Origin of the sequence: Novosphingobium album (ex Hu et al. 2023) (assembly GCF_022832385.1) — a bacterium.
Lineage (GTDB): Bacteria > Pseudomonadota > Alphaproteobacteria > Sphingomonadales > Sphingomonadaceae > Novosphingobium > Novosphingobium album.
In genome coordinates this window covers 1-21,692 of sequence record NZ_JALHLE010000019.1, presented here as the reverse complement: position 1 = coordinate 21,692, position 21,692 = coordinate 1, and the positions used below count along the sequence as shown (strand labels likewise).

General features: G+C 64.5%; 20 protein-coding genes, 1 tRNA gene, 1 other RNA gene and 1 pseudogene. 16 read left to right on the top strand and 7 right to left on the bottom strand.

Annotated elements, in window-relative coordinates:
* Nucleotides 1-86: 86 nt before the first annotated feature.
* Nucleotides 87-163, bottom strand: a tRNA-Pro gene (locus tag MTR64_RS12675).
* 282 nt (nucleotides 164-445) lie between these two features.
* Here MTR64_RS12675 and yajC point away from each other — a divergent pair.
* From yajC to MTR64_RS12650, 5 genes are all read left to right on the top strand, one after another.
* Nucleotides 446-781 (top strand): preprotein translocase subunit YajC, encoded by a 336-nt coding sequence (yajC, locus tag MTR64_RS12670; RefSeq protein WP_243994386.1) that lies wholly within the window; start codon nucleotides 446-448, stop codon nucleotides 779-781.
* 68 nt (nucleotides 782-849) lie between these two features.
* Entirely contained in the window at nucleotides 850-2,463 is a 1,614-nt protein-coding gene (gene secD, locus MTR64_RS12665) for a protein translocase subunit SecD (protein WP_243994384.1), read from the top strand.
* 12 nt (nucleotides 2,464-2,475) lie between these two features.
* Nucleotides 2,476-3,462 carry a protein translocase subunit SecF gene (secF, locus tag MTR64_RS12660; RefSeq protein WP_243994382.1) on the top strand — a complete coding sequence of 329 codons (987 nt, stop codon included), beginning with the start codon at nucleotides 2,476-2,478 and terminating at the stop codon, nucleotides 3,460-3,462.
* A 123-nt stretch (nucleotides 3,463-3,585) separates the two neighbouring features.
* Nucleotides 3,586-5,043: a hypothetical protein gene (locus MTR64_RS12655; protein WP_243994380.1), complete on the top strand. Its 1,458-nt coding sequence runs from the start codon at nucleotides 3,586-3,588 to the stop codon at nucleotides 5,041-5,043.
* A 286-nt stretch (nucleotides 5,044-5,329) separates the two neighbouring features.
* Nucleotides 5,330-6,115: a hypothetical protein gene (locus MTR64_RS12650; protein ID WP_243994378.1), complete on the top strand. Its 786-nt coding sequence runs from the start codon at nucleotides 5,330-5,332 to the stop codon at nucleotides 6,113-6,115.
* An 82-nt stretch (nucleotides 6,116-6,197) separates the two neighbouring features.
* On the opposite strand, the gene MTR64_RS12645 is transcribed toward MTR64_RS12650, so the two are convergent.
* The 3 genes from MTR64_RS12645 to MTR64_RS12635 all read right to left on the bottom strand — a co-directional run bounded on the left by MTR64_RS12645 (nucleotide 6,198) and on the right by MTR64_RS12635 (nucleotide 8,559).
* Nucleotides 6,198-6,527 (bottom strand): UrcA family protein, encoded by a 330-nt coding sequence (locus MTR64_RS12645; RefSeq protein WP_243994375.1) that lies wholly within the window; start codon nucleotides 6,525-6,527, stop codon nucleotides 6,198-6,200.
* Nucleotides 6,528-6,737: 210 nt separating this feature from the next.
* Entirely contained in the window at nucleotides 6,738-7,964 is a 1,227-nt protein-coding gene (locus tag MTR64_RS12640; RefSeq protein WP_243994373.1) for a glycosyltransferase, read from the bottom strand.
* 22 nt (nucleotides 7,965-7,986) lie between these two features.
* The gene (locus tag MTR64_RS12635; protein WP_243994371.1) at nucleotides 7,987-8,559 is read right to left on the bottom strand and encodes a helix-turn-helix domain-containing protein; all 573 of its coding nucleotides are present in this window, start codon (nucleotides 8,557-8,559) and stop codon (nucleotides 7,987-7,989) included.
* Between the two features lie 91 nt (nucleotides 8,560-8,650).
* On the opposite strand from MTR64_RS12635, the gene MTR64_RS12630 reads away from it, so the two are divergent.
* Complete coding sequence (locus MTR64_RS12630) at nucleotides 8,651-9,121, top strand: DUF6456 domain-containing protein (RefSeq protein WP_243994369.1); 471 nt, start codon at nucleotides 8,651-8,653, stop codon at nucleotides 9,119-9,121.
* Nucleotides 9,122-9,358: 237 nt separating this feature from the next.
* On the opposite strand, the gene MTR64_RS12625 is transcribed toward MTR64_RS12630, so the two are convergent.
* Nucleotides 9,359-11,143, bottom strand: coding sequence for an ABC-F family ATP-binding cassette domain-containing protein (locus tag MTR64_RS12625; protein ID WP_243994367.1), 1,785 nt, complete (start codon nucleotides 11,141-11,143; stop codon nucleotides 9,359-9,361).
* 151 nt (nucleotides 11,144-11,294) lie between these two features.
* Between MTR64_RS12625 and MTR64_RS12620 the strand changes: the two genes are divergently transcribed.
* The 4 genes from MTR64_RS12620 (at nucleotide 11,295) to MTR64_RS12605 (ending at nucleotide 14,052) form a co-directional block, all read left to right on the top strand.
* Nucleotides 11,295-11,606 carry a PepSY domain-containing protein gene (locus MTR64_RS12620; RefSeq protein WP_243994365.1) on the top strand — a complete coding sequence of 104 codons (312 nt, stop codon included), beginning with the start codon at nucleotides 11,295-11,297 and terminating at the stop codon, nucleotides 11,604-11,606.
* A gap of 66 nt (nucleotides 11,607-11,672) precedes the next feature.
* The gene (locus MTR64_RS12615) at nucleotides 11,673-12,350 is read left to right on the top strand and encodes a response regulator transcription factor (protein ID WP_067734727.1); all 678 of its coding nucleotides are present in this window, start codon (nucleotides 11,673-11,675) and stop codon (nucleotides 12,348-12,350) included.
* A gap of 94 nt (nucleotides 12,351-12,444) precedes the next feature.
* Entirely contained in the window at nucleotides 12,445-13,764 is a 1,320-nt protein-coding gene (locus MTR64_RS12610; RefSeq protein ID WP_243994579.1) for a sensor histidine kinase, read from the top strand.
* A gap of 84 nt (nucleotides 13,765-13,848) precedes the next feature.
* A complete protein-coding gene (locus tag MTR64_RS12605; RefSeq protein WP_243994363.1) occupies nucleotides 13,849-14,052 on the top strand; it encodes a hypothetical protein in 204 nt (67 codons plus the stop codon).
* Nucleotides 14,053-14,090: 38 nt separating this feature from the next.
* On the opposite strand, the gene MTR64_RS12600 is transcribed toward MTR64_RS12605, so the two are convergent.
* Nucleotides 14,091-14,390 (bottom strand): chorismate mutase, encoded by a 300-nt coding sequence (locus MTR64_RS12600; protein ID WP_243994361.1) that lies wholly within the window; start codon nucleotides 14,388-14,390, stop codon nucleotides 14,091-14,093.
* A gap of 109 nt (nucleotides 14,391-14,499) precedes the next feature.
* Between MTR64_RS12600 and MTR64_RS12595 the strand changes: the two genes are divergently transcribed.
* Together MTR64_RS12595 and MTR64_RS12590 are read left to right on the top strand one after the other, a co-directional pair.
* The gene (locus MTR64_RS12595) at nucleotides 14,500-15,516 is read left to right on the top strand and encodes a polyprenyl synthetase family protein (RefSeq protein WP_243994359.1); all 1,017 of its coding nucleotides are present in this window, start codon (nucleotides 14,500-14,502) and stop codon (nucleotides 15,514-15,516) included.
* Nucleotides 15,517-15,599: 83 nt separating this feature from the next.
* Complete coding sequence (locus MTR64_RS12590) at nucleotides 15,600-16,355, top strand: hypothetical protein (protein WP_243994357.1); 756 nt, start codon at nucleotides 15,600-15,602, stop codon at nucleotides 16,353-16,355.
* Nucleotides 16,356-16,370: 15 nt separating this feature from the next.
* On the opposite strand, the gene MTR64_RS12585 is transcribed toward MTR64_RS12590, so the two are convergent.
* Nucleotides 16,371-18,212, bottom strand: a complete 1,842-nt coding sequence (locus MTR64_RS12585; protein WP_243994356.1) for a putative bifunctional diguanylate cyclase/phosphodiesterase — start codon at nucleotides 18,210-18,212, stop codon at nucleotides 16,371-16,373.
* 284 nt (nucleotides 18,213-18,496) lie between these two features.
* Between MTR64_RS12585 and hrpB the strand changes: the two genes are divergently transcribed.
* The 4 genes and pseudogenes from hrpB to MTR64_RS12565 form a co-directional block, all read left to right on the top strand.
* Complete coding sequence (gene hrpB, locus MTR64_RS12580; RefSeq protein ID WP_243994355.1) at nucleotides 18,497-20,950, top strand: ATP-dependent helicase HrpB; 2,454 nt, start codon at nucleotides 18,497-18,499, stop codon at nucleotides 20,948-20,950.
* 45 nt (nucleotides 20,951-20,995) lie between these two features.
* The gene (locus MTR64_RS12575; RefSeq protein ID WP_243994354.1) at nucleotides 20,996-21,274 is read left to right on the top strand and encodes an ETC complex I subunit; all 279 of its coding nucleotides are present in this window, start codon (nucleotides 20,996-20,998) and stop codon (nucleotides 21,272-21,274) included.
* A 57-nt stretch (nucleotides 21,275-21,331) separates the two neighbouring features.
* An RNA gene (gene ffs, locus MTR64_RS12570) (signal recognition particle sRNA small type) lies at nucleotides 21,332-21,426 on the top strand.
* Nucleotides 21,427-21,494: 68 nt separating this feature from the next.
* Nucleotides 21,495-21,692: pseudogene (locus MTR64_RS12565) on the top strand (DNA polymerase III subunit gamma/tau); the annotation flags it as partial.

The following is a 21,692-nucleotide window of genomic DNA, read 5'->3' as shown; positions in this document are numbered from 1 at the left end:
CAAGCAGATAACCATAACGGTTCGTGTAGGAAAACGGTTTTCCGAATGCGACTGCGTGCCGCGCAAAATCAGGGCTTTCGGAAAATTGGTCGGGACGAGAGGATTCGAACCTCCGACCCCCACACCCCCAGTGTGATGCGCTACCAGGCTGCGCTACGTCCCGACCGGAGCGCGGCCTATAGGCAGGTCGTGCGGGTTGCGCAAGCGGCGTGATAAAGAGTCTTCAACGACGCTTGATTGCACCGGCCACCGGCCTATCTGTCGCACCGGCGGGAGGCGGACTGCAAAATGGCCACGCGTTGCCAGTGCGGCGCTTTATTGCTAACCGCCCGCATCCGGAAAAAGCCGGTTATGGAATTCCGGGTGAGCCGTGCGGCGTATGCGATGCCGTGAAGTTGCACCCTGATCCGTTGACCGGTCGATTACGAGAAGGCCTTTCAGTTCAATGCAGACCTCGATTCTCAACCAGCTCGCCGCCGCCGCTCCCACTGGGACGCCGCCGGCCTGGATCCAGTACCTGCCGTTCGTCGCCATGGCGCTGATCTTCTGGTTCCTCATCCTGCGTCCGCAGATGAAGCAGCAGAAGGAACACAAGGCCAAGCTCGGCGGGCTCAAGAAGGGCGACGAGGTGCTGACGGGTGGCGGTTTCGTCGGCAAGGTGCTCAAGGTTGACGACAACTATGCCGAAGTCGAGCTGGCACAGGGCGTGAAGGTCAAGGCGCTCAAGTCGACGATCGTCGACGTGATCCCGCCGGCCGGCTCCAAGCCCGCGAACGACTGAGCTCTCGCAGCGCAGAATAATCCAGGGCTCTCCGGCGCGGGGGCCCGATTGGAGAGAAGCCACAGGCAATGCTCGAATTTCCTACCTGGAAGAAGCTCTGGTACTGGGGGCTGACGCTCGTCGTCGCCGCCGCCGCGCTGCCTTCCCTGTTCTCCGTGTTGGGGCTCCCGTGGCCCTCGGCGCTTCCCAATCCGCAGGTCAGCCTCGGGCTCGACCTTGCCGGCGGCAGCCATATCCTGCTTGAAGCCAATGAAAAGCAGGTCGCGCAGCAGCGCCTCGAGAACATGGAAGAATCGGTTCGGGCCCGCCTCAAGCTTGCTGAACCGCGCATCCGCATCGGCGATATCTCCAGCGCCGGCGGCCGCCTGAGCTTCATGCTCAAGGATTCGGCGCAGGTCGATGCTGCGCGCGAACAGATCCTGCCGCTGACCACCGGCGCAGGGCTCACCGGCCAGCGCGACTGGGATATCGCGGTCGAGGACGGCAGCCGTTTCATCCTGACGCCGACTCGCGAAGGCCTGCAGCAGGCTGTCTCCAACGCCATGGATTCGGCCATCGAAGTCGTGCGTAAACGTATCGACGCGCTGGGCACCCGTGAGCCGACCATCATCCGTCAGGGTGAGAACCGCATCGTGGTGCAGGTTCCCGGCCTCGATGATCCGACGGCGCTCAAGAACCTGCTCGGCCAGACCGCCAAGCTCGAATTCAAGCTTGTCGACGAGACCGCTGCGCCCACCGACATTACGCAGGGCATCGCCCCTCCGGGTGACGAGATCGTGCCCTGGTCCGACCCCAACGCCCCCGGCTCGGGCGGCGTGCCGGTGCTGGCGGTCAAGCGCCTCGGCGGCATCAAGGGTGACCAGCTTACCGACGCCAAGCAGTCTTTCGAGCAGCGCAATAATTCGCCAGTCGTGTCGATCACGTTCGACCAGCAGGGCGGCGCCAAGTTCGCCAAGCTGACCAGCGAGAACGTCAACAAGCGCTTTGCCATCATCCTCGACGGCAAGGTGCTCTCGGCGCCTTCGATCAACGAACCGATCATGGGCGGCAGCGCCCAGATCTCGGGCAGCTTCACCGTGCAGTCGGCCACGCAGCTTGCCATCGCGCTGCGCTCCGGCGCGCTGCCGGTCGATCTGACGGTGGTCGAGGAACGCACCGTCGGGCCTGACCTCGGCGCCGACTCGATCAAGAAGGGCCTGATCGCCATGGGCGTCGGCTCGGGGCTGGTCGTGCTCCTGATGATCGCCGTCTATGGCCGCTTCGGCATCTATGCGACGATCGCGCTCATCTTCAACCTGATGATGATCCTGGGCGTCATGGCAGTGATGGGCACGACCCTCACGCTGCCGGGCCTCGCCGGTTTCGTGCTCACCATTGGTGCCGCCGTGGACGCCAACGTGCTGATCTACGAACGCATGCGCGAGGAGCGCAAGAAGGGGCGGCGCGTGGTTGCGGCAGTGGAAAACGGCTACAAGGAAGCGAGCCGCGCGATCTATGACGCGAACATCACCAACTTCATCGCGGGTGTACTGCTGTTCGCCTTCGGCTCCGGCCCGGTGCGCGGTTTCGCGGTCGTTCTCATCATCGGCCTGTTTACCTCGGTCTTCACCGGTGTGACGCTGACCCGCATGTGGGTCGCCGACTGGCTGCGCAAGGCGCGGCCGACCGAACTGAACGTGTAAGGGACCGCTGCCATGCCTCTTCTCAAGCTTGTCCCCGACAACACCAACATCAAGTTCCTGCGCTGGCGGGTGCCCTTCTACATTGTCAGCATGATCCTGATCGCCGCCAGCTGGGGGCTGATCCTGACCAAGGGGCTGAACTACGGCGTGGATTTCGCCGGTGGTCAGGAAATCGAGGCCACTTTCACCAAACAGGCCGAAGCGCCGGTCGCTGCGCTGCGTGAGCAGGTCGGCAAGCTGGGCTACGGCGATCCGGTGATCCAGCGCTTCGGTGCGCCCAATGAAGTGTCGATCCGCACCAAGCTGCCGGAAAGCGCCGAGGGCAACCCCGGTGCAGCCGAGGCGATCTCCAAGAAGATCATCGCCACGATCCGCGCCAGCAACCCGGATGTGCGCATCGAGAGCGTCAGCACCGTTTCGGGCAAGGTTTCCGGCGAGTTCCGCCAGACCGCGATCTATGCGCTGGGCCTGGCGATGCTGGCGATCTCGATTTACATCTGGATCCGGTTCGAATGGCAGTTCGGCGTGGGCGCACTCTTCGCGTTGTTCCACGACGTGTCGCTCACACTGGGCATGTTCGCGCTGTTGCAGATGGAATTCAGCCTGCAGATCATCGCCGCGATCCTGGCCATCATTGGCTACTCGCTGAACGATACGATCGTCGTTTACGACCGTATCCGCGAGGACCTGAAGAAGTTCCGCAAGATGCCGCTGCCCGAGCTGCTCGACATGTCGGTGAACGAGACGCTGGCACGCACCGTCATGACGTCTGCCACGCTGCTGGTGGCGCTCATTCCGCTGCTGTTCTTCGGGCCGGAAAGCCTGTTCGGTCTCACCGCGGCGATCGTTCTGGGCATCTTCGTGGGTACCTACAGCTCAATCTACATGGCGGCCCCGATCCTGATCTGGCTGGGCGTGAGCGGAGACAGCTTCGTGCCCACCGAATCGGCGGTCGAACGGCAGGAACGCCTGGCGCGGGAACGCAGCGCAAAGCCCTGAGCCCGGCGTATGGTCTCGGCACGGGGACATGCGCTGGCGGATGACAAGGGTATCCGGCCTTCCATGCGGGCAGGATGGGCCTTCGGGCTTGCCCTAGGAGGCCTCCTGCTCCTCGCCCTTACGGTGCGCATGGCCCTGGCGGGTTATTCGTTGTGGTTTGACGACTACGCTTCGCTGATCTTTGCCGACCAGCCGCAGTCGCGCCTCTGGAGCCTGTGGATGGCGCGGGAATCCAATCCGCCGCTGTTCTATTCGGTGCTGCATATCTGGCGCGGCCTGGGGGCGGACAGTGTCGTGACCTTGCGGCTGCTGCCAATCATTGCCGGGATCGCCCATGTAGCGGTGGTTGCAGGGATCTGCGGGCGTTGGCACAGCCGGAGGGCAGCGGTGATCGTGACGCTGCTGCTGGCGCTGTCGATGCAGCACCTTCTCGTGACCCACATGGTGCGCGGTTACGCATTCGCGATGCTTGGCGCCTCCATCTCGTTTGCGGGACTGCTCTCGTGGTGGGATGGCGGCCGCGGACGGCTGCCCGGCATGGGCCTGTTCGTGCTGGGGGCGTTGCTGGCGTTTTACACACACACCACCTTGTTCCTCTGGCTGGGAATCGGCCCGGCCGCGCTCGTGCTCTGTCACTGGGGTGCGTTCTTCCACGACGGATTGCGGAAGGGGAGAGAGGCGCGAACGCGCTGGGTACTCTGGCGCGACCTCCTCACCATGGTTGCCCTATCGTGCCTGGGCACATCCTGGTGGATCTGGGTCCTGCTGCATCGCCCGGCGGAGGCGGCGCTGAACACGGCCTGGATCGTCGACTACAATCTGCCCCAGATCGTTTTCAAGTTCATGCAGGACGGCCAGCTTCTGGCCTTCGTGAGCGCAACCGAGGTGCCGCTGCTGGTGGCCGGGGCGGCCATGATCGCCTGTATGGCCTGGCTGGGCAGGCATCTGGCGCTGGTGCGGCTGTGCTGTATCATCGTCGCGCTATGCCCGCTGGTCTGGTGGGGCTGTTCGTTTTTCCAGCCCATCGTGACGCAACGGACAGTGCAGTGGCCGATGACCATGCTGGCCGTCATTCTCGCTTGCGGTATGGCCGAACTGCGTCCCGTGCCGGTGCGGCTGGCGGTGGTGGCGGTGGCCGCTGCGGTGCTTGCCCTGAATCTGGCCTCGCATCGCCGGGAACTGGTGATCGAGGACTGGGACGCGGCAATGACGCGCGCTGCTGCGCGGCCCTCGAGCGCGCTGCTGGTGCAGCATCAAGCCATGTCGCTGGTCGCTGCGGAAGCGTGTGCATTGCGCTTCAAGGGGCCGTGTCCTTTCACGATTGTTGCGCTCCGGTCGGGCTTGCCTTCGGACTACTGGACGCGCGGCCTGCCCGGCGCACCGCTGCTCGATGATGCGCAGGCGCGCCGCAAGCTTGGCGGCTTTGCTCACGTGTATGCCGTGCGGCATGGCGACTACGATCCGCTGCTCGCTCTCGACTATGCAGGCCGTTCGCCGCGCATCGCCTGGAACAAGCCGTTTGTGGAAGGTCCGTTTCCCGGTGCATCGTTTGTGACGGCACCGGAACCAAACGCGCGATAGGGCGGGCAAGGTTCAGCCTGCGCCGGTACCTTTAATTGCAGAGACCCGTCATGCCCGCGATGACTTTCGCGTGGGCCCGGTAGATTGACCGCGGAGATCATGCCGCGCATCTTTCCGGGAAACTACAGCTCGATTCACATGGTGGTCCCGATCCGGATCTGGCCGTACGTTCGCAGAAGCCGCTTCGTGGCTGCGGAATGGCCCTCTGGTGCGGGAGCGGCGTACACCCTCCCAAAGGTTGCCGTTTTCCGGCCAGCCCAGGTGAGCTCGGGAGAGGAGAGGCGTGATGACGAAAGTTCTCGTGGTGGAGCCGCACAAGGATCGCGAAGCCCGTATGCCCGATGGCCTGCGCGGGCAGGGCAAGGTGCTCGCGGCGGTTACGGCCGATCGCTTTCCGCTGGAACTGCATCGGATCGAGCTGGCGGCAGGCGAGCGGTTCGAGATCGGCCCGCGGGGCGTTGATACCGTTGTCTATGTCCTGACCGGGGCAATTGGCTGCGGTGGCTGCTCGCTCCCCGCCGGGTCCAGCCTGATCGCCGAGCGCGGTGCCAGTGCGATGATCCACGCCGGCTTCGGGGGGGCAGAGGTTCTGGTCTTTGCGGGAACCCGCGCCGGGCGCGGCGAAGGCGGGCATGTTCATCTGCTGCCCAGAGACCGCGTCCCCGCCTGCGCGCGCATGAGCGAGCAGAGCGATACCGGTGGTGCCATCCATGCCGATTCGGATTGCCCGAGCTGCGAAGTCTGGCTTCACGAGAACCACTTCAGCGGCGCCGAGGCACCGGGGCCCGAGGAGGCCGCGCGCGGTGCCCATTCGCACAGCGAGGACGAGATCATCGTCGTGCTGGACGGCTCAATGCGGTTGGGGAGCAAGCTGGTGGGGCCGGGCACCGCGCTCGCGATCGCGGCCGATACGCTCTACAGCTTCACGCCGGGGCCCGATGGTCTCTCGTTCGTCAATTTTCGCGCGCACCGGCCGGGCGACATCCACTTCGCCCATGGCCCGCCGATGAGCGAAACCGGCATCTGGCGTGCCATCCTGCCGCAGCCCGACTATCTGGAGCCGCTGGCCTAAGGGTTCCATCCGCGATGTGCGTTGCCCCGATGCACGCAGCGGCAGGCCGGAGCGACGAACGTCAGGCTCCGGCCGCGGCGCTCTAGTCCTGCTCGATGATCACGTGCGGTCTGGGAGTTGTGGCATTGGCCAGTGCGATGGCGCGTCCCTTGTCCGCCGAATTGCGCGCTTCGTTCATGCAGCGATGCCATTCGTGGAATTCCTGGATGCCAAGCTGGCTGGTCTTGCCGCAGACTTGCGAGACGGCATCTTGCAGGCGGGCATCCAGTATCGCGCGTTGCTCGGCTTTCTGCAAATCAAGGTCGTTGTACTGGATGAGGGCTGTGCGTTGTGACTGCGCCGCCGCCTGGGCCGGAGCAAGTCCGGTGCAGGCCGCAATTGCCGCGAGCATGACTACTGCAGGCTTGATCATGGTAGGCTCTCCCAATGGTTCGCGCTCGGGCGGTACCCGGGAGACCGTTGGAAATGGCCTGTCGATCGACTTCAGTGCCATTGCGCCGGGATCCTGAATCCACCCAATACGCTGTCGGCGTCGTATGGTGCGCCGTAACAAGCAACGCGCAAGGGGCAGACAAGTTCCCGAACCCGGCAGTCTGGCCGAAAAATATGTTTGCCCGGACGGTTACCAGGCGCCGGCGATATGATCGTCAGCACCGATGGGCTTGCCTTCCAGAACGTCGGTCCAGAAGTGCACGATGTTGCGCGCGTTCACGCCCCAGCTGAAGCGGCTGACATTCTCGGCGACGTCAGCCTGGCTGGGTGGATCAGAGAGGATATCGGCAACGGCTTCGGCAATGCTTTCCGGCGTGCGGGATACGAGGCGTCCGGCGCTCCTGTCCTTCACGATCTCGCGGGCGCCGCCGATGTCGGGGATCACGATCGGGGTGCCGCAGGCCAGTCCCTCCACCCAGACGTTGGCCAGGCCTTCGCTGGCAGATGGCAGCACCAGTACATCGGCCGCACTCAGCACATGCGGCAGCACGTCGTGATTGACGAGGCCGAGGAAGTGGACCCGGTCGGCCACGCCCAGCCGCCTTGCCAGCGCCTTGAGATTGGCCTCGTCCTCGCCCGCGCCGGCCAGGGCCAGACGGGCATCGGGGAGCCTTGCCAGCGCCTCGATCACCATGCCCTGGCCCTTGCGCGGGATCAACGCACCCGGTGTCACCAGCAGCGGGCCTTTGGACCAGATGCCAAGGTCGGGCATGGCTGAGACTAGCGCGCGCGCGGCGCCGCGTTCGATGGTGTGGAACTTGTCGCGATCGAGCCCGGTGTAGTGCACGCCGATGCGGTCTGCGGGCATGCCCAGCGCGATCATGTCGTCACGCAAGGCCTGACTGACGGCAAGCAGGCCTGCGGCCTGTCCGGCGGCGGCCAGCATCTGGGAAAGCGCGCGCGGGCGCTGGCCCCAGAAGTGAATGTCTGCTCCGCGCGACTTGATCGTCAGCGGCAGCCCCAGATCGCGCGCGACGATCGCCGCCGCCGGGCCATCCGGGAAGAAGAACTGGGCATCGACCAGATCGAACGGCTTGTCCGCGTGCAGCTTGCGCACCAGCGGCAGCACGGCGGAGGCAATGCGTCCCGGATTGGTGTCGCCGCCGATCCTGGGCAGCAAGGTAAAGCGAGGGTAGTGGACCTTGAGGCCGACCGCGTCGGTCACTTCTGGAATATCGCGCAGCCGGGCATAGGGCGGGCGCGTCGAGAGTGGCCAGGGCGGCATCCCGATGGGGCTTACCATCGTCAGGTCGACATCGCCGCGTGACTTCACGGCGCGCATCTGGTTGCCGACAAAAACGCCGAACGAGGGCTTTACCGGATTCGGGAAAAGCGTGGAGATCGAGAGGATCCGCATGGGTGCTGCCGTTCGTAGAGCCTCAGAGCTTTCTGACAAGCATTTCGGCGACGGCCAGCCATGCGGGATGTTCCACCACGACCTGCCTCTGCCCGCTGGCCGGAGGCAGTAGTGCGGCGCGATCTTGGTCGCCGTCGATAAGGCGCCCGAAGGCGAAGCGGCCGCCGGGGCGGGGCGCGAGCACGTCGCGGTTCATCAGCCGTGCGGCATCTTCGGGAGGATGCTGGCGAAGCCAGACCTGATCCCCCGCCCGGTACTCGCCCGAGGACGCCTCGACGACCAGCACCAGCCATGGGGCGCCGCTGTCGAGCGCATGGGGCAACACGGGCTCGATCGCACTGCGCGCGGCCTCGGCCCCATGATCGCCCAGCACCGCGACGATGCGCGGCGGTTCGCTGGCTTCGCTGCGCAGGAGCAGTTCGGGTGCGACGTTCAGCGCGGCGGCAATGCGGTTCATCCAGACCAATGAGAGATTGCGCATGCCGGTTTCGAGACGGCCGATGGTTTGCGCCGTCGTCGGCGGGTCGCAGGTGGCGGCGACGTCAGCCAGCGTCAGGCCCTTCTGCAGGCGGATGTCGCGGATGCGGTTGATCATGGCGGAACCCGGTTGATAACCTATTTGGTTTTTCACTTTCCTACAGATAGGCGGGTTTGGCAAGTTCTCCGCTTCTTGCAGGGAGACAGCCATGAAGCAGCATCTCGTCGAACGCGAACTGACCAGCGAAGGCGCCCGCCGCAGCGGGGCGCGGCGGGGCAGGCGCAGCGCCACGGTCAATCTGGCCGAATCCCCGCTGACCTGGCTCCACGCGCGCGGGCACCTGAGCGACCGGCAACTGGCCGCTGGCGAGCAGTTGCGCGCCGATTGGGAACGCGCGCAATTGGCTCCGCGTATGACCATGCGCTGGGACCCGGTGCGGGTGACGGGCGGACCAGATGCCGGTCTGACACCGGGCGAGCGCCAGCTTGCCGCCAAGGGGCGTTTCGACGGCGCGATTGCTGCGGCCGGGCCAGGGCTTTTGGATATCCTCTGGCGGGTTGTCTGTGCCGGAGAGGCGTTGCTCTCGGCGGAAAAGGCACTGGGCTGGCCGGTGCGCAGCGGCAAGCTGGTGCTGGGACTGGCGCTGGACCGGGTGGCCGATTTCTACCGGATAAGGTGACAGATCTTGGCGCAAGGTGACACCGGAAGGGCGCAAAGTGACACTTCAGGCCCACAAGGTGACACTTTCAGCGGCAAGGTGACACGTTTCCCTCTGGACCGTGTCATCCGTGTCAACCGGGTGTCACCTTGTGCCGGGTTCTATCATCCTTCGACAAGCTCAGGATGAGCGGCGAGGGGGAGGGCTTTGCCACTCAACCCGCTCGTGCTGAGTTTGTCGAAGCACGTTGGTACGCCCTCAACCCTCGACCTGTTCCGCCAGTTCCAGCCAGCGTTCCTCGGCCGCTTCCTTGTCGGCACGCGCCTTCTCGATGGCCGAGGTCAGCGCTGCGAACTTCCTTGGGTCGCGGGTGTAGAGATCGGGATCGGCCAGCGCGGCCTCATCGCGGGCGATCGCCTCTTCGAGTTCCTCGATCCGGCCGGGCAGCAAATCGTAGTCGCGCTGGTCCTTGTAGGAGAGCTTGCCTTTTTTTGGCGGCGGGGGAGGGGGAGGCGCCGTCCCCTCGGCCTTTGCTTTCGCCTTGGCAGGGGCCGTGCGTTCCTTGCGCTTGGCTTCCCAGTCGGCATAGCCGCCTGCGATCATGTCGACCGTGCCCGATCCGTCGAGGCCCAGCGTCAGGTTCACCGTGCGGTCGAGGAAGTCGCGGTCGTGGCTGACGATCAGCACGGTTCCGTCGTAATCCGAGATCACTTCCTGCAGCAGATCGAGCGTTTCGAGGTCGAGGTCATTGGTAGGCTCGTCGAGCACCAGCAGGTTCGAGGGCCGGGCAAATTCGCGTGCCAGCAGCAGACGCGAGCGCTCGCCGCCCGACAGCGTGCCGACTTTGGCGTCGATCAGGCCGGGATCGAACAGGAAGTCCTTGAGGTAGCCCTGCACATGCTTGCGCACCCCGCGCACGTCGAGCCAGTCGCTGCCATCGGCGATCACGTCGCGCAGCTTCATCTCGGGCTTCAGCAGGCTGCGCTGCTGGTCGATGATGATGGTGGTCAGCGTGTTGGCGAGCGTGACAGTGCCTTCGTCGGGCGCCAGTTCGCCGGTCAGGATCTTGAGCAGGGTGGACTTGCCTGCCCCGTTGGCGCCGACGATGCCGATCCGGTCGCCTCGCTGGATGCGCAAGTTGAAGTCCTTGAGGACCGTTCGGTCTCCGAAGCGCTTGGTGACGTGCTCGGCAACGATCACCGACTTGGTCTTGCTGCCGTCTCCCGTGACGCCGAGCTTGGCGGTGCCGGTGGGGGACATCATCGCCGCGCGCTCGGCGCGCATCTCCCACAGCTTGGCGAGGCGGCCCTGATTGCGCTTGCGCCGGGCGGTGACGCCGCGCTCCAGCCAGTGGGCCTCGATCTTGAGCTTGGCGTCGAGCTTTTCGGCGGCGCGCGTTTCCTCCTTCTGAACTTCCTCTTCCCAGGCCTCGAAGCCGCCGAAGCCCACTTCCTTGCGGCGCAACGAGCCCCGGTCGAGCCAGAGCGTCGCATTGGTCAGGCGGGTGAGGAAGGTGCGGTCGTGGCTGATGACCACGAAGGCGCCGTTGTAGCGCTGCAGCCAGCTTTCCAGCCATTCGATCGCGGCAAGGTCGAGGTGGTTGGTCGGCTCGTCGAGCAGCAGCAGATCGGGCTCGGAGGCGAGGGCGCGGCACAGCGCCGCGCGGCGCCGCTCGCCGCCCGAAGCGCTGGCGGCCTCACGCGAGAGGTCGATACCGAGCTGGTCGGCGATGGCCTCCACCTCGTGGCGTTGCGGCGCACCGGGGCCATGGAGCGTGAAGTCCAGCAGAGTATCGTGGCCCTTGAAGAAGGGGTCCTGTTCCAGCGTGACCACGCGCGTGCCGGGCTGGATCGAGCGCTTGCCTTCGTCCGCATCGACCAGTCCGGCGATCAGCTTGAGCAGGGTGGTCTTGCCCGCGCCGTTGCGCCCGATCAGCGCCAGCCGGTCGCGCGGGGCGATATTGATGTCGAGGCCCCGGAAGAGCCATCCGGAGCCCTGGATCAGGCCGAGGCCTTCCCAGCTGAGGATCGGTGCGATTGCCATGCGCGGCGCCCTACAGGCGAGGGGCATGGCCTGCAAGCGGGGCGCTGGACATGGGCAGGCGTGGGAAATCGGCAACAGGCAAACCTGTCTGCCACCTTCCCGCCACATTCAGGACTTGTTCAACGCCAGAAGCTTAGGCACCCAGACTGTGATGAAAAAGCTTCTTGCTCCCTTGTTCGCGCTTTCGGTGCTTGCGCTAGGCGCGGCTTCGCTTCCCGTTCACGTCTATGCAGACAACGGAGGCGAGCAGGACCAGGCCCGCAAGGAACGCAAGGCCGGCAATATCCTTTCGATCCGGCAGATCGAGCAGATCGTGTTGCCGCGCATGTCCGGAAAGCAGTACCTGGGACCGGATTATGATTCCGCGGCGATGGCTTACCGGCTCAAGTTCATTCAGGACGGCAAGGTCTATTTCGTCGATGTCGATGCCCGCACCGGGCGCATCATCGGCCAGTCCCGTTAAGCTGCCTTGCTTGACGCTCACCGGGTTTCGGCCCATTTCAGCCGGGTTCTTTAAGGGAGACCTGAATTGCGCATCCTGATCGTCGAGGATGAACCCACACTGGGCAACCAGCTCAAGACCACGCTGGAGCAGACCGGCTACGCCGTGGATCTCTCCACCGATGGCGAGGACGGGCACTTTCTGGGCTCGACCGAAGAATACGACGCGGTGGTGCTCGACCTCGGCCTGCCCGAGATCGATGGCCTGACCGTGCTCGGCATGTGGCGCAAGGAAGGGCGCAATTTCCCGGTTCTGGTGCTGACCGCGCGCGACAGCTGGTCAGACAAGGTGGCGGGGCTGGACGCAGGGGCCGACGATTATCTGGCGAAGCCGTTCCAGACCGAAGAACTGATCGCCCGCCTACGCGCACTGATCCGCCGTGCCTCGGGCAATACCTCCAGCGAACTGACCGCGGGCGACGTGCGTCTCGATACCCGTTCGGGCCGCGTGACGCTGGCGGGCGAGCCGGTGAAGCTCACTGCGCAGGAATACAAGCTGCTGTCCTACCTGATGCACCACAAGGGCAAGGTGGTCAGCCGCACCGAACTGATCGAGCATATCTACGATCAGGATTTCGACCGCGATTCGAACACGATCGAGGTCTTCGTCACGCGCATCCGCAAGAAGCTGGGTGCCGATGTCATCACGACGATCCGTGGCCTTGGCTACAGCCTCGACGATCCCGCCGACGCCCCGCGCGGCTGATCCGGCGCCGGCGCCGGATGCCGAGTCGGTAGCGGCACCGGTCCTGGCTGCAGGTCGACCGGTGCCCAGCCACACCGGGTCGCTGGCCCGGCGCATGATGCTGATCGCGGCGGGCTGGATTTCGGTCCTGCTGCTGGTCGGCGGGCTGGCGCTCGACCACACACTGACCGGCCTTGTTACCCGCAATTTCGACGAGCAGCTCGGCTACATGCTGACCGGCATGATCGGTTCGGCCGAGATCGGAATTGACGGCGATGTACTGTTCATCCGTCCCTTGGGTGACCAGCGTTTCATGGAACCCAACTCGGGCCTTTACTGGCAGATCCGGGGCGAGGGACATGAAGACTATCCTTCGCGATCGCTGTGGGACCGCAGCCTCGACGTGCCCGAAGATCATTTCGACGCACAGCCCCACGTCTACGACAGCGATCAGTTTGCGGGCGAGCCGCTGCGCGTGATGGAGCGCTCGATCATCCTGCCGGGCAGCAATACCAAGTGGATGTTTACGGTCGCGGCGAGCCGCAAGGATCTGAACCAGCAGATCAAGACGATCCGCTCGATCCTGGTCTACAGCTTCGTCGCACTGGGCTTTGGCCTCCTGCTGATGGCGGGGATGCAGACATGGTACGGCCTGTTCCCGCTGCGCCACGTGCGTCGGGCGATCCAGAAACTGCGCACCACCGGCGCCGCCCGCGTGACAGAACCGTTGCCGCAGGAAGTCGAGCCGCTGGTGGAGGAACTCAATGCACTTCTGGCGCATACCGAACGTCAGGCCGAGGAAGCACGTACCCATGCAGGCAATCTTGCCCATGCACTCAAGACGCCGCTGACGGTGCTGATGAACGCAGCTACGGCCAGGGCGCCGAACCTTTCCGATACCGTCATTCGCGAAGCAGCGGTGATGCGCCGTCAGGTCGACCATCATCTGGCACGTGCCCGGGCAGTCGGGCGGCGTGCGGCGGGCATGTCGCGCGCGGATGTCTGGCCGAGTCTGGAGGCCGTGCTGCGCGCGGTCGAGCGGCTCTACGAAGACACCCGCTTCGACCTGGATGGCAATCACGCGGCGGTCGTGGCCCTGGAAAAGCAGGATCTCGAGGAACTGCTCGGCAATCTGATCGAAAACGCCGCGAAGTATGGTGGTGGCAGCGTCTTCGTTACCGTGGATGCGGGCGACAAGGCCGGCCGGTGCTGCGAGATCTGGATCGAGGACGACGGCATGGGCATTCCCGAGGCCGAGCGCGTGCGCATCTTCGATCGCGGTGCCCGGCTTGACACCGGAAAGCCCGGTACCGGCCTGGGGCTGGCCATCGTGCGTGATGTCGTTGAAATCTACGGCGGCACTGTCGAACTTGCCGAGAGCGAGGACCTTGGTGGCCTGCTCGTCAAGTTGTGCCTGCCGCGCGCTGTTGCCTGAGCAGGCGGGGACAAGCGGCACGAAACGGGTTGCGGAACGGTCCTGGTATCCTCATGGGACCCCAAAGACTTCCAAGGAGTACCCATGACCGACACCATCTCCCTTTCCTTGACCTCCGACGAGATCGAAATGCTGGTCGATGCGCTCGAGGTCGACATGGAAGGCTATGTCGAAGCCGCCAAGGAAGCGCGCGGCAACAACAACCGCGAGGACGTGAAGACCTTCACCGAGGCCGCCACGCGCATCCAGACACTGTTGAGCAAGTTGCAGGATCTCGTTGAGGAATAAGGAGCGGCCGCGGGCTGGCCGCCCCTTAGCCGGTGCCGTCAGCCCGCCTTTGCCCGCTCGTGATGGCGGATCACTTCGTCGATCACGAAGCGGATGAACTTCTCGCCGAAGTCTGGATCGAGATGCGCATCTTCCGCCAGCTTGCGCAGGCGGGCGATCTGCCGCTCTTCACGAGACGGATCTGAAGCGGGGAGATTGTGCTCCGCCTTGTAGGCACCCACAGCCTGGGTGATGCGGAAACGCTCGGCCAGCATATGGATCAACGCGGCGTCGATATTGTCGATGCTCGAGCGGAAGCCGGCGAGAGCGGGATCGGTGGCGGGAGTGTCCTGGGTCATCGTGTGGCTCCGCTAGCACGGCTTCCTGCTGTCTGCCAGCCGCACTGTTTGTCCCACTCGTGGCGTTTGCACTTGCGTTGCAGGCGATCAGCGCGCAATGCGCGGGGCGATGAGTGCAGACGTTATTACCCTGCGTTCCCGCAGGCCGCAGCCTTCCCTCGCTCCCATGCTGGCACTCACCGCTGCCGGCATGAACAGCGTCAATTCCGTCATCCTCGATAGGATGCAGAGCGAGATTCCGCTGATCCCGGCGCTCGCGGGGCACCTGATCTCGGGCGGTGGCAAGCGCATGCGTCCGATGCTGACGGTCGCCGGGGCAGAACTGTGCGGCTATCAGGGCACGCGCCACCACAAGCTGGCCGCCGCCGTGGAGTTCATCCATACGGCAACGCTGCTGCATGACGATGTCGTCGACGGCTCGGATTTGCGGCGCGGCAAGGCGGCTGCGAATATCGTTTTCGGCAATCCCGCGACGGTGTTGGTCGGCGATTTCCTCTTTACCCGCTCGTTCGAGCTCATGGTTGAAGACGGCAGCCTCAAGGTTCTGAAAATCCTGTCGAATGCAGCCAGCATCATAGCGGAGGGTGAGGTCGACCAGCTCACTGCCCAGCGCAAGATCGAGACCAGCGAGGAACACTACCTCCAGATCATCGGTTCGAAGACGGCGGCCTTGTTCGCGGCTGCAACCCGCATTGCGGCAGTGGTGGCCGAAAAGAGCGAAGCGGAGGAAATGGCGCTCGATGCGTTCGGCCGCAATCTGGGTATCGCGTTCCAGCTGGTGGATGACGCCATCGACTACGATTCGGAAGCTTCTGAATCCGGCAAGGACAAGGGCGATGACTTCCGCGAGGGCAAGATGACCCTGCCGGTCATCCTCGCTTATGCGCGCGGCAGCGCCGAGGAACGCAAGTTTTGGGAAGAAGCCATCGCCGGCTTCCGCACTGAAGACGAGGACCTTGCCCATGCGGTGGAACTGATCAATCGCCACGGATGCGTGGAGGCGACCCGAGAGCGCGCGCGCCTTTATGCGCAGCGAGCGATCGATGCCATTGCCGGATTTCCGGCTGGCGAAGCGCGTGCCGCCATGGCGGAGGCGGTCGAATTCGTGGTCGCGCGCCGCTACTGAGTGCCGGTGTGACGGCCTCGTCTTTGCTTCTGCAATAAGGCCGAAATTGTAGTGAAACGCGGTCTCTCTTATTCAGCGATGCAATGCGCTCAGACTCCGATCGAGTGACAGTGGGTTATCAACCCGGGTCGCCCCGTCAACGCCTGGTTTCCACGCTGCTCTCGGCGGCTATCATTGTGCTCGCGCTGCTGGTGGCTATCTACCAGACGCAGGTTGCGCCCCGACTGGAAAAGCAGAAGAACCCGGTGACGTTCGACGTCTCGGGGAACAATGAAGACGCAGGCAGCAAGGCCAGGGACAAAAAACGGCAGGAAAAGAAGCGAGAGCCGCGTGAAGCCGTTCAGGAGGCGGTGCAGGTCAAAACGCCGGTACCACCCGTTGAGCAGCCCGCCCCTGCGCAAAAGCCGGCTTTCACTTTCCTGAAGCTGTCCAGCGCCGACATGGCCGCGGCGGACATCGGCGGCATGCGCAGTTCGGGCGACAGTGCGCCTTCGGGTGGCGGTGCAGTTTATGGTCCGGGTGAAGGGCCCGGCGGTGCGATACTTTACAACGCCGACTGGTATCGCAAACCGACCGATGCCCAACTTGGCGGTTATCTCCCGGCGACTGCGCCGCGCGAGGGCTGGGGCATGATCGCGTGCCAGACGCTGGAGCATTACAAGGTCGATAATTGCCAGATCCTCGGCGAATCTCCGCGTGGTTCCGGATTCGGGCGGGCCGTACTCAATGCGGCATGGCAGTTTCAGGTGGTTCCGCCCCGGATAAACGGCAAGCCGCAGCTCGGGACCTGGGTTCGGATTCGGATCGACTATGGAGTCAAGGGATCGGCGGCCGGTTGATCCTGGGCGGTGCTGTCAGGCTGCGCTCCAGCGGGCGGTCGAACGGTCCTCGATGTGCTCGAGAAGGCACGACAGACTCATGGGGCGTGAGATGAAATAGCCCTGTGCCAGCGTGAAGCCGGCCAGACGGGCACTGATGAGCTGATCTTCGGTTTCGATCCCTTCGATGACGCAATCCAATGACAGCGAACGGACAAGGTTACGGATCGCAGTGATGAGACGGCGCCCGGACGCATCGCCAAGGCGAGCCGCGAAACTGCGGTCGATCTTCACGATGTCGAGAGGCAGCTTGTGGAGCGAGGACAAGCTCGAATACCCGGTTCCAAAATCGTCCAGCGCGATGCGTGTACCAGTCTCGCGCAGGCGCTGGAGCGCCACTTCCGCCGTGTCGATGTCGGTGATGAGCGAAGTCTCGGTTATTTCGAAAAGCAGGCGGCCGGTATCACAGTCCGATGCCGCAAGGCGGTCGAGCAGAGCCGTGATAGTGTCGGGATCGCACAAGTTGTGGCCCGACAGGTTGAACGACATGCGCAACGACGCGGGCAACTGCTGCAGGGCGCTAAGCGCAGTGTCGAACAGGGCGAGCGTGATTTCGCGGGCGCGCCCGGCACGTTCGGCTGATGCGATAAGCAGTTCTGGCGAAATGTCGCCCAGAGTGGGGGAGCTCCACCGGGCCAGACATTCCACGCCCAGCGGCTTGAGGGTTTCTGTTTCGACGATCGGCTGATAGACCAGCGAGAGTTCCTGCGTCAGATCGGCACTGTGCAAAGCCGCATCAATGGCCTGTTCCGACCGGATCAGGTGCTCCAGCTTTTCGGAGAAACGCACGCATTGGCCACGCTTCTGCTTCTTGGCGTGATAGAGGGCGAAGTCGGTCCGGTCGAACAAGAGGTCAGCGCTGGTCGCGGTTTCGGGATAGACGGCAAGTCCGGCCGAACAGCCGACCGACACCAGAACATCGCCGATCCGCACGGGCTCTTGAATGGCCCGGCACATTTGCTGGGCAACGCGTTCAGCACCTTCCGGACCATCCATGACGATCAGCCCGAATTCATCGCCACCCAGGCGTGCCACAATGGCATTGTCGGGACACAGATGCACCATGCGCTGACCGATGACCTGCAGCAGGCGGTCGCCATGGGCGTGGCCGTGTGTGTCGTTCACCGGCTTGAAACGATCAAGGTCGATCAAGCCAATGGTAAATGTTTCATCCGGCCGGGCGCGTTCGAGAAGGCTTTCCAGGGTCCGGAAGAAATAGCGCCGGTTGGGTATGCCGGTCAGCGAATCCGTCTGTGCCAGGCGTGCGTTTTCCTCGCTCAGCGTGTGTGCCTGCCGGCGTTCGCCCTGCAGTTCGCGCTGTGACTTTTCGAGGCTGACGAAAGAATTGTAGTAGTCACGAAGGATCTTGAGGACGACGGCGGTCACAAGCGAGATGTTGAGCGCGATCGCCAGCATTACTTCTGCCTTCTGCACGAAGCAGTAGACGACAAAGGTGCCAAGGACGCTCACCGCCACAAGGAAGGCTGCAACAGGCAGGAACGTCAGGCAGAAAATGCATCCGAGGACTGTCACGGCGACGAATATCGCGACATGGCCGTGTTCGTAAGGTCCGCCGTACTGATCGAGCATCATGGCCCAGCAGACGTAGGCAACGGACAGGACTGTGCCCAGAAAGACCGTTCGCTTGAGGCGGTTCTCTACCTGCGTGACGTCCAGGTCCCTCGCAGAAACCGGCCGCATCCATATCAGCATTCGGATCATGCAGACGGTGATCATGATGGCCGGGACAGTGAGGACAAGCGGTCCGGGCGCCAGATTGCGGTGCGTGTAGGCCAAAATGGCAGCGTTTACAGACAACAGGCCGTAAAGCGCAGGAATTTGATCCCGCAACCTTAGGTATTGCGCCACTGGAAGAGGGTGTTGACCGGCCCGGTTCATCGTCAGGGTATTTATGCTTTCTTGGCGGACATCAATAAACTTCCGAATTCGTGGTAAGCGGCAAGTGTTGAGGAAACGTGGACGAAGGATTCGGTGGGAACTCAAATCCCTATGGACCGCGTAGAAGTTCCCGTTGCTACGGCAGGTCCTTTCTTTCGGGTGCGCCGCTTCCACTGCGGCGTACGAGGTTCTAAGGGGCATGCGTGAGCGCGCTTCCCATACATGCTGTCCTTGCCGACCTGCTGCAGTCCCTTCGCAAGCGCACGGGTGCGGTCCTGATTGCACCGCCGGGTGCGGGCAAGACGACGGCGGTCGGGCCCGCACTGCTGGCAGAACCGTGGTGTGACGGTACGGTGATCCTTCTGTCGCCGCGCCGTGTCGCGGCGAGGGCTGCGGCAGAGCGGATGGCGGAGCAACTGGGAGAAAAAGCCGGCGAGACGATCGGCTATGTAACCCGTCTCGATACGCGCCGCTCGGCGCGCACGCGCGTTGTGGTGATGACCGAGGCGATCTTCGTTTCGACGATCCTCGCCGATCCTGAACTGACCGGTGTTTCCGCGGTGCTCTTCGATGAAGCCCATGAGCGCCATCTCGACAGCGACCTTGGACTTGCTCTGGCCATCGAGTGCCGTGAGGTTCTGCGCGAGGACCTGCAGCTGGTGGTGATGTCCGCCACGATCGACGGTTCGCGCTTCGCCCGGCTGTTGGGGGAGGGCACGCCCGTCATCGAAAGCGCGGGCAAGGCCTGGCCGCTCGACATCCGCTGGCTGGGCGGCGCGCCGGACCAGCGGATCGAGGATGCCATGACTTCGGCCATCCTGACGGGCTGGCGCGAACAGGAGGGCGATGTGCTGGCGTTCCTTCCCGGTGTCCGCGAAATCGAGCGGGTGGCGGAGCGTCTCGCGGAAAAGTTGCCGCAAGCACTTGTACTGCCGCTGCATGGCCAGTGCGAACCGGCTGCCCAACGCGCCGCAATTCGGCGCAATCCGGAAGGTCGGCGGCGCGTGGTGCTGGCGACCGCGATCGCCGAAACATCGCTGACGCTGGATGGGGTTTCGGTGGTCGTGGACAGCGGCCTGTCGCGCCGGGCCGAATACGACAAGGCCGCCGGTGTGACCCGGCTGGTGACGCATCGATCCAGTCAGGCCTCGGCCGGACAGCGGGCGGGCCGCGCGGCGCGGCAAGGGCCGGGAACGGCCTACCGGCTTTGGGAAGCGGCTGCCCATGCCGGGCGTCCCGCGTTCGATCCGCCTGAGATCACGACCAGCGATCTGGCACCGTTGACGCTCTCGCTGGCGCAATGGGGGAATACCGATCCCGTGGCGATGGCATGGCTTGATCCGCCGCCCGCACCCGCACTCGACGCTGCTCGAAAGGCGCTGGAGGCGCTGGACGCGCTCGACGATGCGGGCCGGATCACCGAATTCGGGCGCAAGGTCGCCAGTCTGCCGATGGACCCGGCGCAGGCGGCGATGATCCTTCACGCTGCCCGCTTCGGTGCGGAAGGCAAGGCTGCCAAGCTGGCGCTGCTGCAGCAGGAGCGTGGTCTCGGGGGACGCAGCGACGATCTGGCACAGCGCCTGTCACGCTGGTCTGGCGAGCGCTCGGCGCGGGCCGAGGCGTCGCGGAAGCTGGCGGCAGGCTGGGCGAAGCGTGCGCGTGCGCTGGTGCCGGACAAAGGTTCAGGTGAGGACGTTCCCGCAGGCGTGTTGCTGGCGATGGGCAGGCCGGACATGGTCGCGCGGCGCCGGGACCCGTCGGGTGAGGCATGGTTGTCGGCCGGGGGCAGGGGCTATGTGCTCGATCCGGCATCACCGCTTGCTGCGCGCGAGTGGATGGTGGTCGGCGATGCGCAGGGGCAGGCGAAAGGCGCACGCATTCTGTCCGGCGCATCGCTCGAAGCGGCCGAAGTCGAGCAGTGGCTCGGCGAGAGGATCGCGCGGCGTTCGGTTCTACGCTGGAACGAGGAAGAGGCGCGCGTCGAGGCGCGGTTGGAACGGCGGCTGGGGGCGATCACGCTGGCAAGCGGCCCCGATCCCTCGCCCGATCCGGACGCGATCCGCGACTTTCTGCTGGACCGGGTGCGTGACAAGGGGCTGGCGCTGGTGCCATTCGGCAAGTCCAGCATCTCGCTGTTGCGCCGTGGCCGTTATGCCGGGATCGAGGCGCTCTCGGACGAGGCGCTGCTGTCCGATCGAGGCGACTGGCTCGGTCCTCTGCTGGGCCGCCGCCTCGATGCGATCGACAAGCGTGCGCTGCATGAGGCCTTGCGCGGACGCCTGACCTGGGACGATCAGCAGGTCCTGGAGAAACTCGCACCCGCCGAATTCCGCAGTCCGGCCAGGACCAGCCACGCCATCGATTACGAGGACGAAGGCGGCCCCAGTGTCGAAGTGCGCGTGCAGGCGCTGTTCGGGCTGGACCGGCATCCTACGTTCGGGCAGCCGCCGCAGCCGCTCCTGCTCAAGCTGACATCGCCTGCCGGGCGGCCGATCCAGACCACCCGCGATCTGCCCGGTTTCTGGCGCGGATCGTGGCGCGATGTGCAGCGAGAGATGAAAGGGCGCTATCCCAGGCACCGCTGGCCGGACGAGCCGTGGGCCGAGGATCCCAGCCTCAAGACCCGCAATGCCTTCGAAGCGTCAAAGGGGAAGTGATTCCAGCTTGATTTCCAGCCTGATTCGGGGGCAAAGCGCTCATCCATGAGTGCACGCATCTATCAGCGCCCGAAAAACGCCATGCAGTCCGGCAAGGCACTGCTGGACCAGTGGATCCTCGAATTCGCGCCCGCCGAAGCCAAGAAGGCCGATCCTCTTATGGGGTGGGCCGGTTCGGGTGACACCCAGCAGCAGGTCGTGCTGAAGTTCCCGACGGTTGACGAGGCCAAGGCCTATGCCGCGCGCTACGGCATTGAAGCCGAAGTACACGCCACGCCGCCGCGCCGCCTGAAGATCCAGGCCTACGCCGACAATTTCCGCTGAGCGCGTTGGTCCGGCTTAAGGGCTGGACAAACGGCAATGCGCTCGCCATATGGCCGCCTGGGAGTCGGTCGGACGCTTGCGTCCGCCAACCTGGTCAGGTCCGGAAGGAAGCAGCCACAACGGGTTGCGGCGGGTCGGCCGGCTCCTTTACCTACATCGCCGCGCATAACCTCTATCCCGGGCGTGACCTGATCGTGTTTGGGCCCTAGTTTGCGAAACGATGGACGATTCACGCGACAGTTTCGGCGATTCCCCTCCCTGGGAGAACGGGGACAAGGAAGAGGCCGCGCCCAGCGCCGCCGAGCTTGAGGCGGCCGGGCAATCGTCGATGTTCGGCGATCCGGCGCCCGCATCGCCGGATCCTGCGTCGACGTCTGCGGCACCCGCGCCGCAGCCTGCGCCACCGCCTGCCGTGGCT

Coding starts and splice junctions, on each gene's coding strand:
- MTR64_RS12640 (WP_243994373.1), bottom strand. CDS start 7,964: ATGCGGATCCTCTCGATCTCCACGCTTTTCCCGAATCCGGTAAAGCCC.
- MTR64_RS12620 (WP_243994365.1), top strand. CDS start 11,295: ATGAAAAAGCTTCTTGCTCCCTTGTTCGCGCTTTCGGTGCTTGCGCTA.
- MTR64_RS12595 (WP_243994359.1), top strand. CDS start 14,500: ATGAGTGCAGACGTTATTACCCTGCGTTCCCGCAGGCCGCAGCCTTCC.
- MTR64_RS12650 (WP_243994378.1), top strand. CDS start 5,330: ATGACGAAAGTTCTCGTGGTGGAGCCGCACAAGGATCGCGAAGCCCGT.
- MTR64_RS12635 (WP_243994371.1), bottom strand. CDS start 8,559: ATGATCAACCGCATCCGCGACATCCGCCTGCAGAAGGGCCTGACGCTG.
- secF (WP_243994382.1), top strand. CDS start 2,476: ATGCCTCTTCTCAAGCTTGTCCCCGACAACACCAACATCAAGTTCCTG.
- MTR64_RS12645 (WP_243994375.1), bottom strand. CDS start 6,527: ATGATCAAGCCTGCAGTAGTCATGCTCGCGGCAATTGCGGCCTGCACC.
- MTR64_RS12575 (WP_243994354.1), top strand. CDS start 20,996: ATGAGTGCACGCATCTATCAGCGCCCGAAAAACGCCATGCAGTCCGGC.
- MTR64_RS12630 (WP_243994369.1), top strand. CDS start 8,651: ATGAAGCAGCATCTCGTCGAACGCGAACTGACCAGCGAAGGCGCCCGC.
- MTR64_RS12600 (WP_243994361.1), bottom strand. CDS start 14,390: ATGACCCAGGACACTCCCGCCACCGATCCCGCTCTCGCCGGCTTCCGC.
- secD (WP_243994384.1), top strand. CDS start 850: ATGCTCGAATTTCCTACCTGGAAGAAGCTCTGGTACTGGGGGCTGACG.
- MTR64_RS12625 (WP_243994367.1), bottom strand. CDS start 11,143: ATGGCAATCGCACCGATCCTCAGCTGGGAAGGCCTCGGCCTGATCCAG.
- yajC (WP_243994386.1), top strand. CDS start 446: ATGCAGACCTCGATTCTCAACCAGCTCGCCGCCGCCGCTCCCACTGGG.
- MTR64_RS12610 (WP_243994579.1), top strand. CDS start 12,445: ATGATGCTGATCGCGGCGGGCTGGATTTCGGTCCTGCTGCTGGTCGGC.
- MTR64_RS12605 (WP_243994363.1), top strand. CDS start 13,849: ATGACCGACACCATCTCCCTTTCCTTGACCTCCGACGAGATCGAAATG.
- MTR64_RS12590 (WP_243994357.1), top strand. CDS start 15,600: ATGCGCTCAGACTCCGATCGAGTGACAGTGGGTTATCAACCCGGGTCG.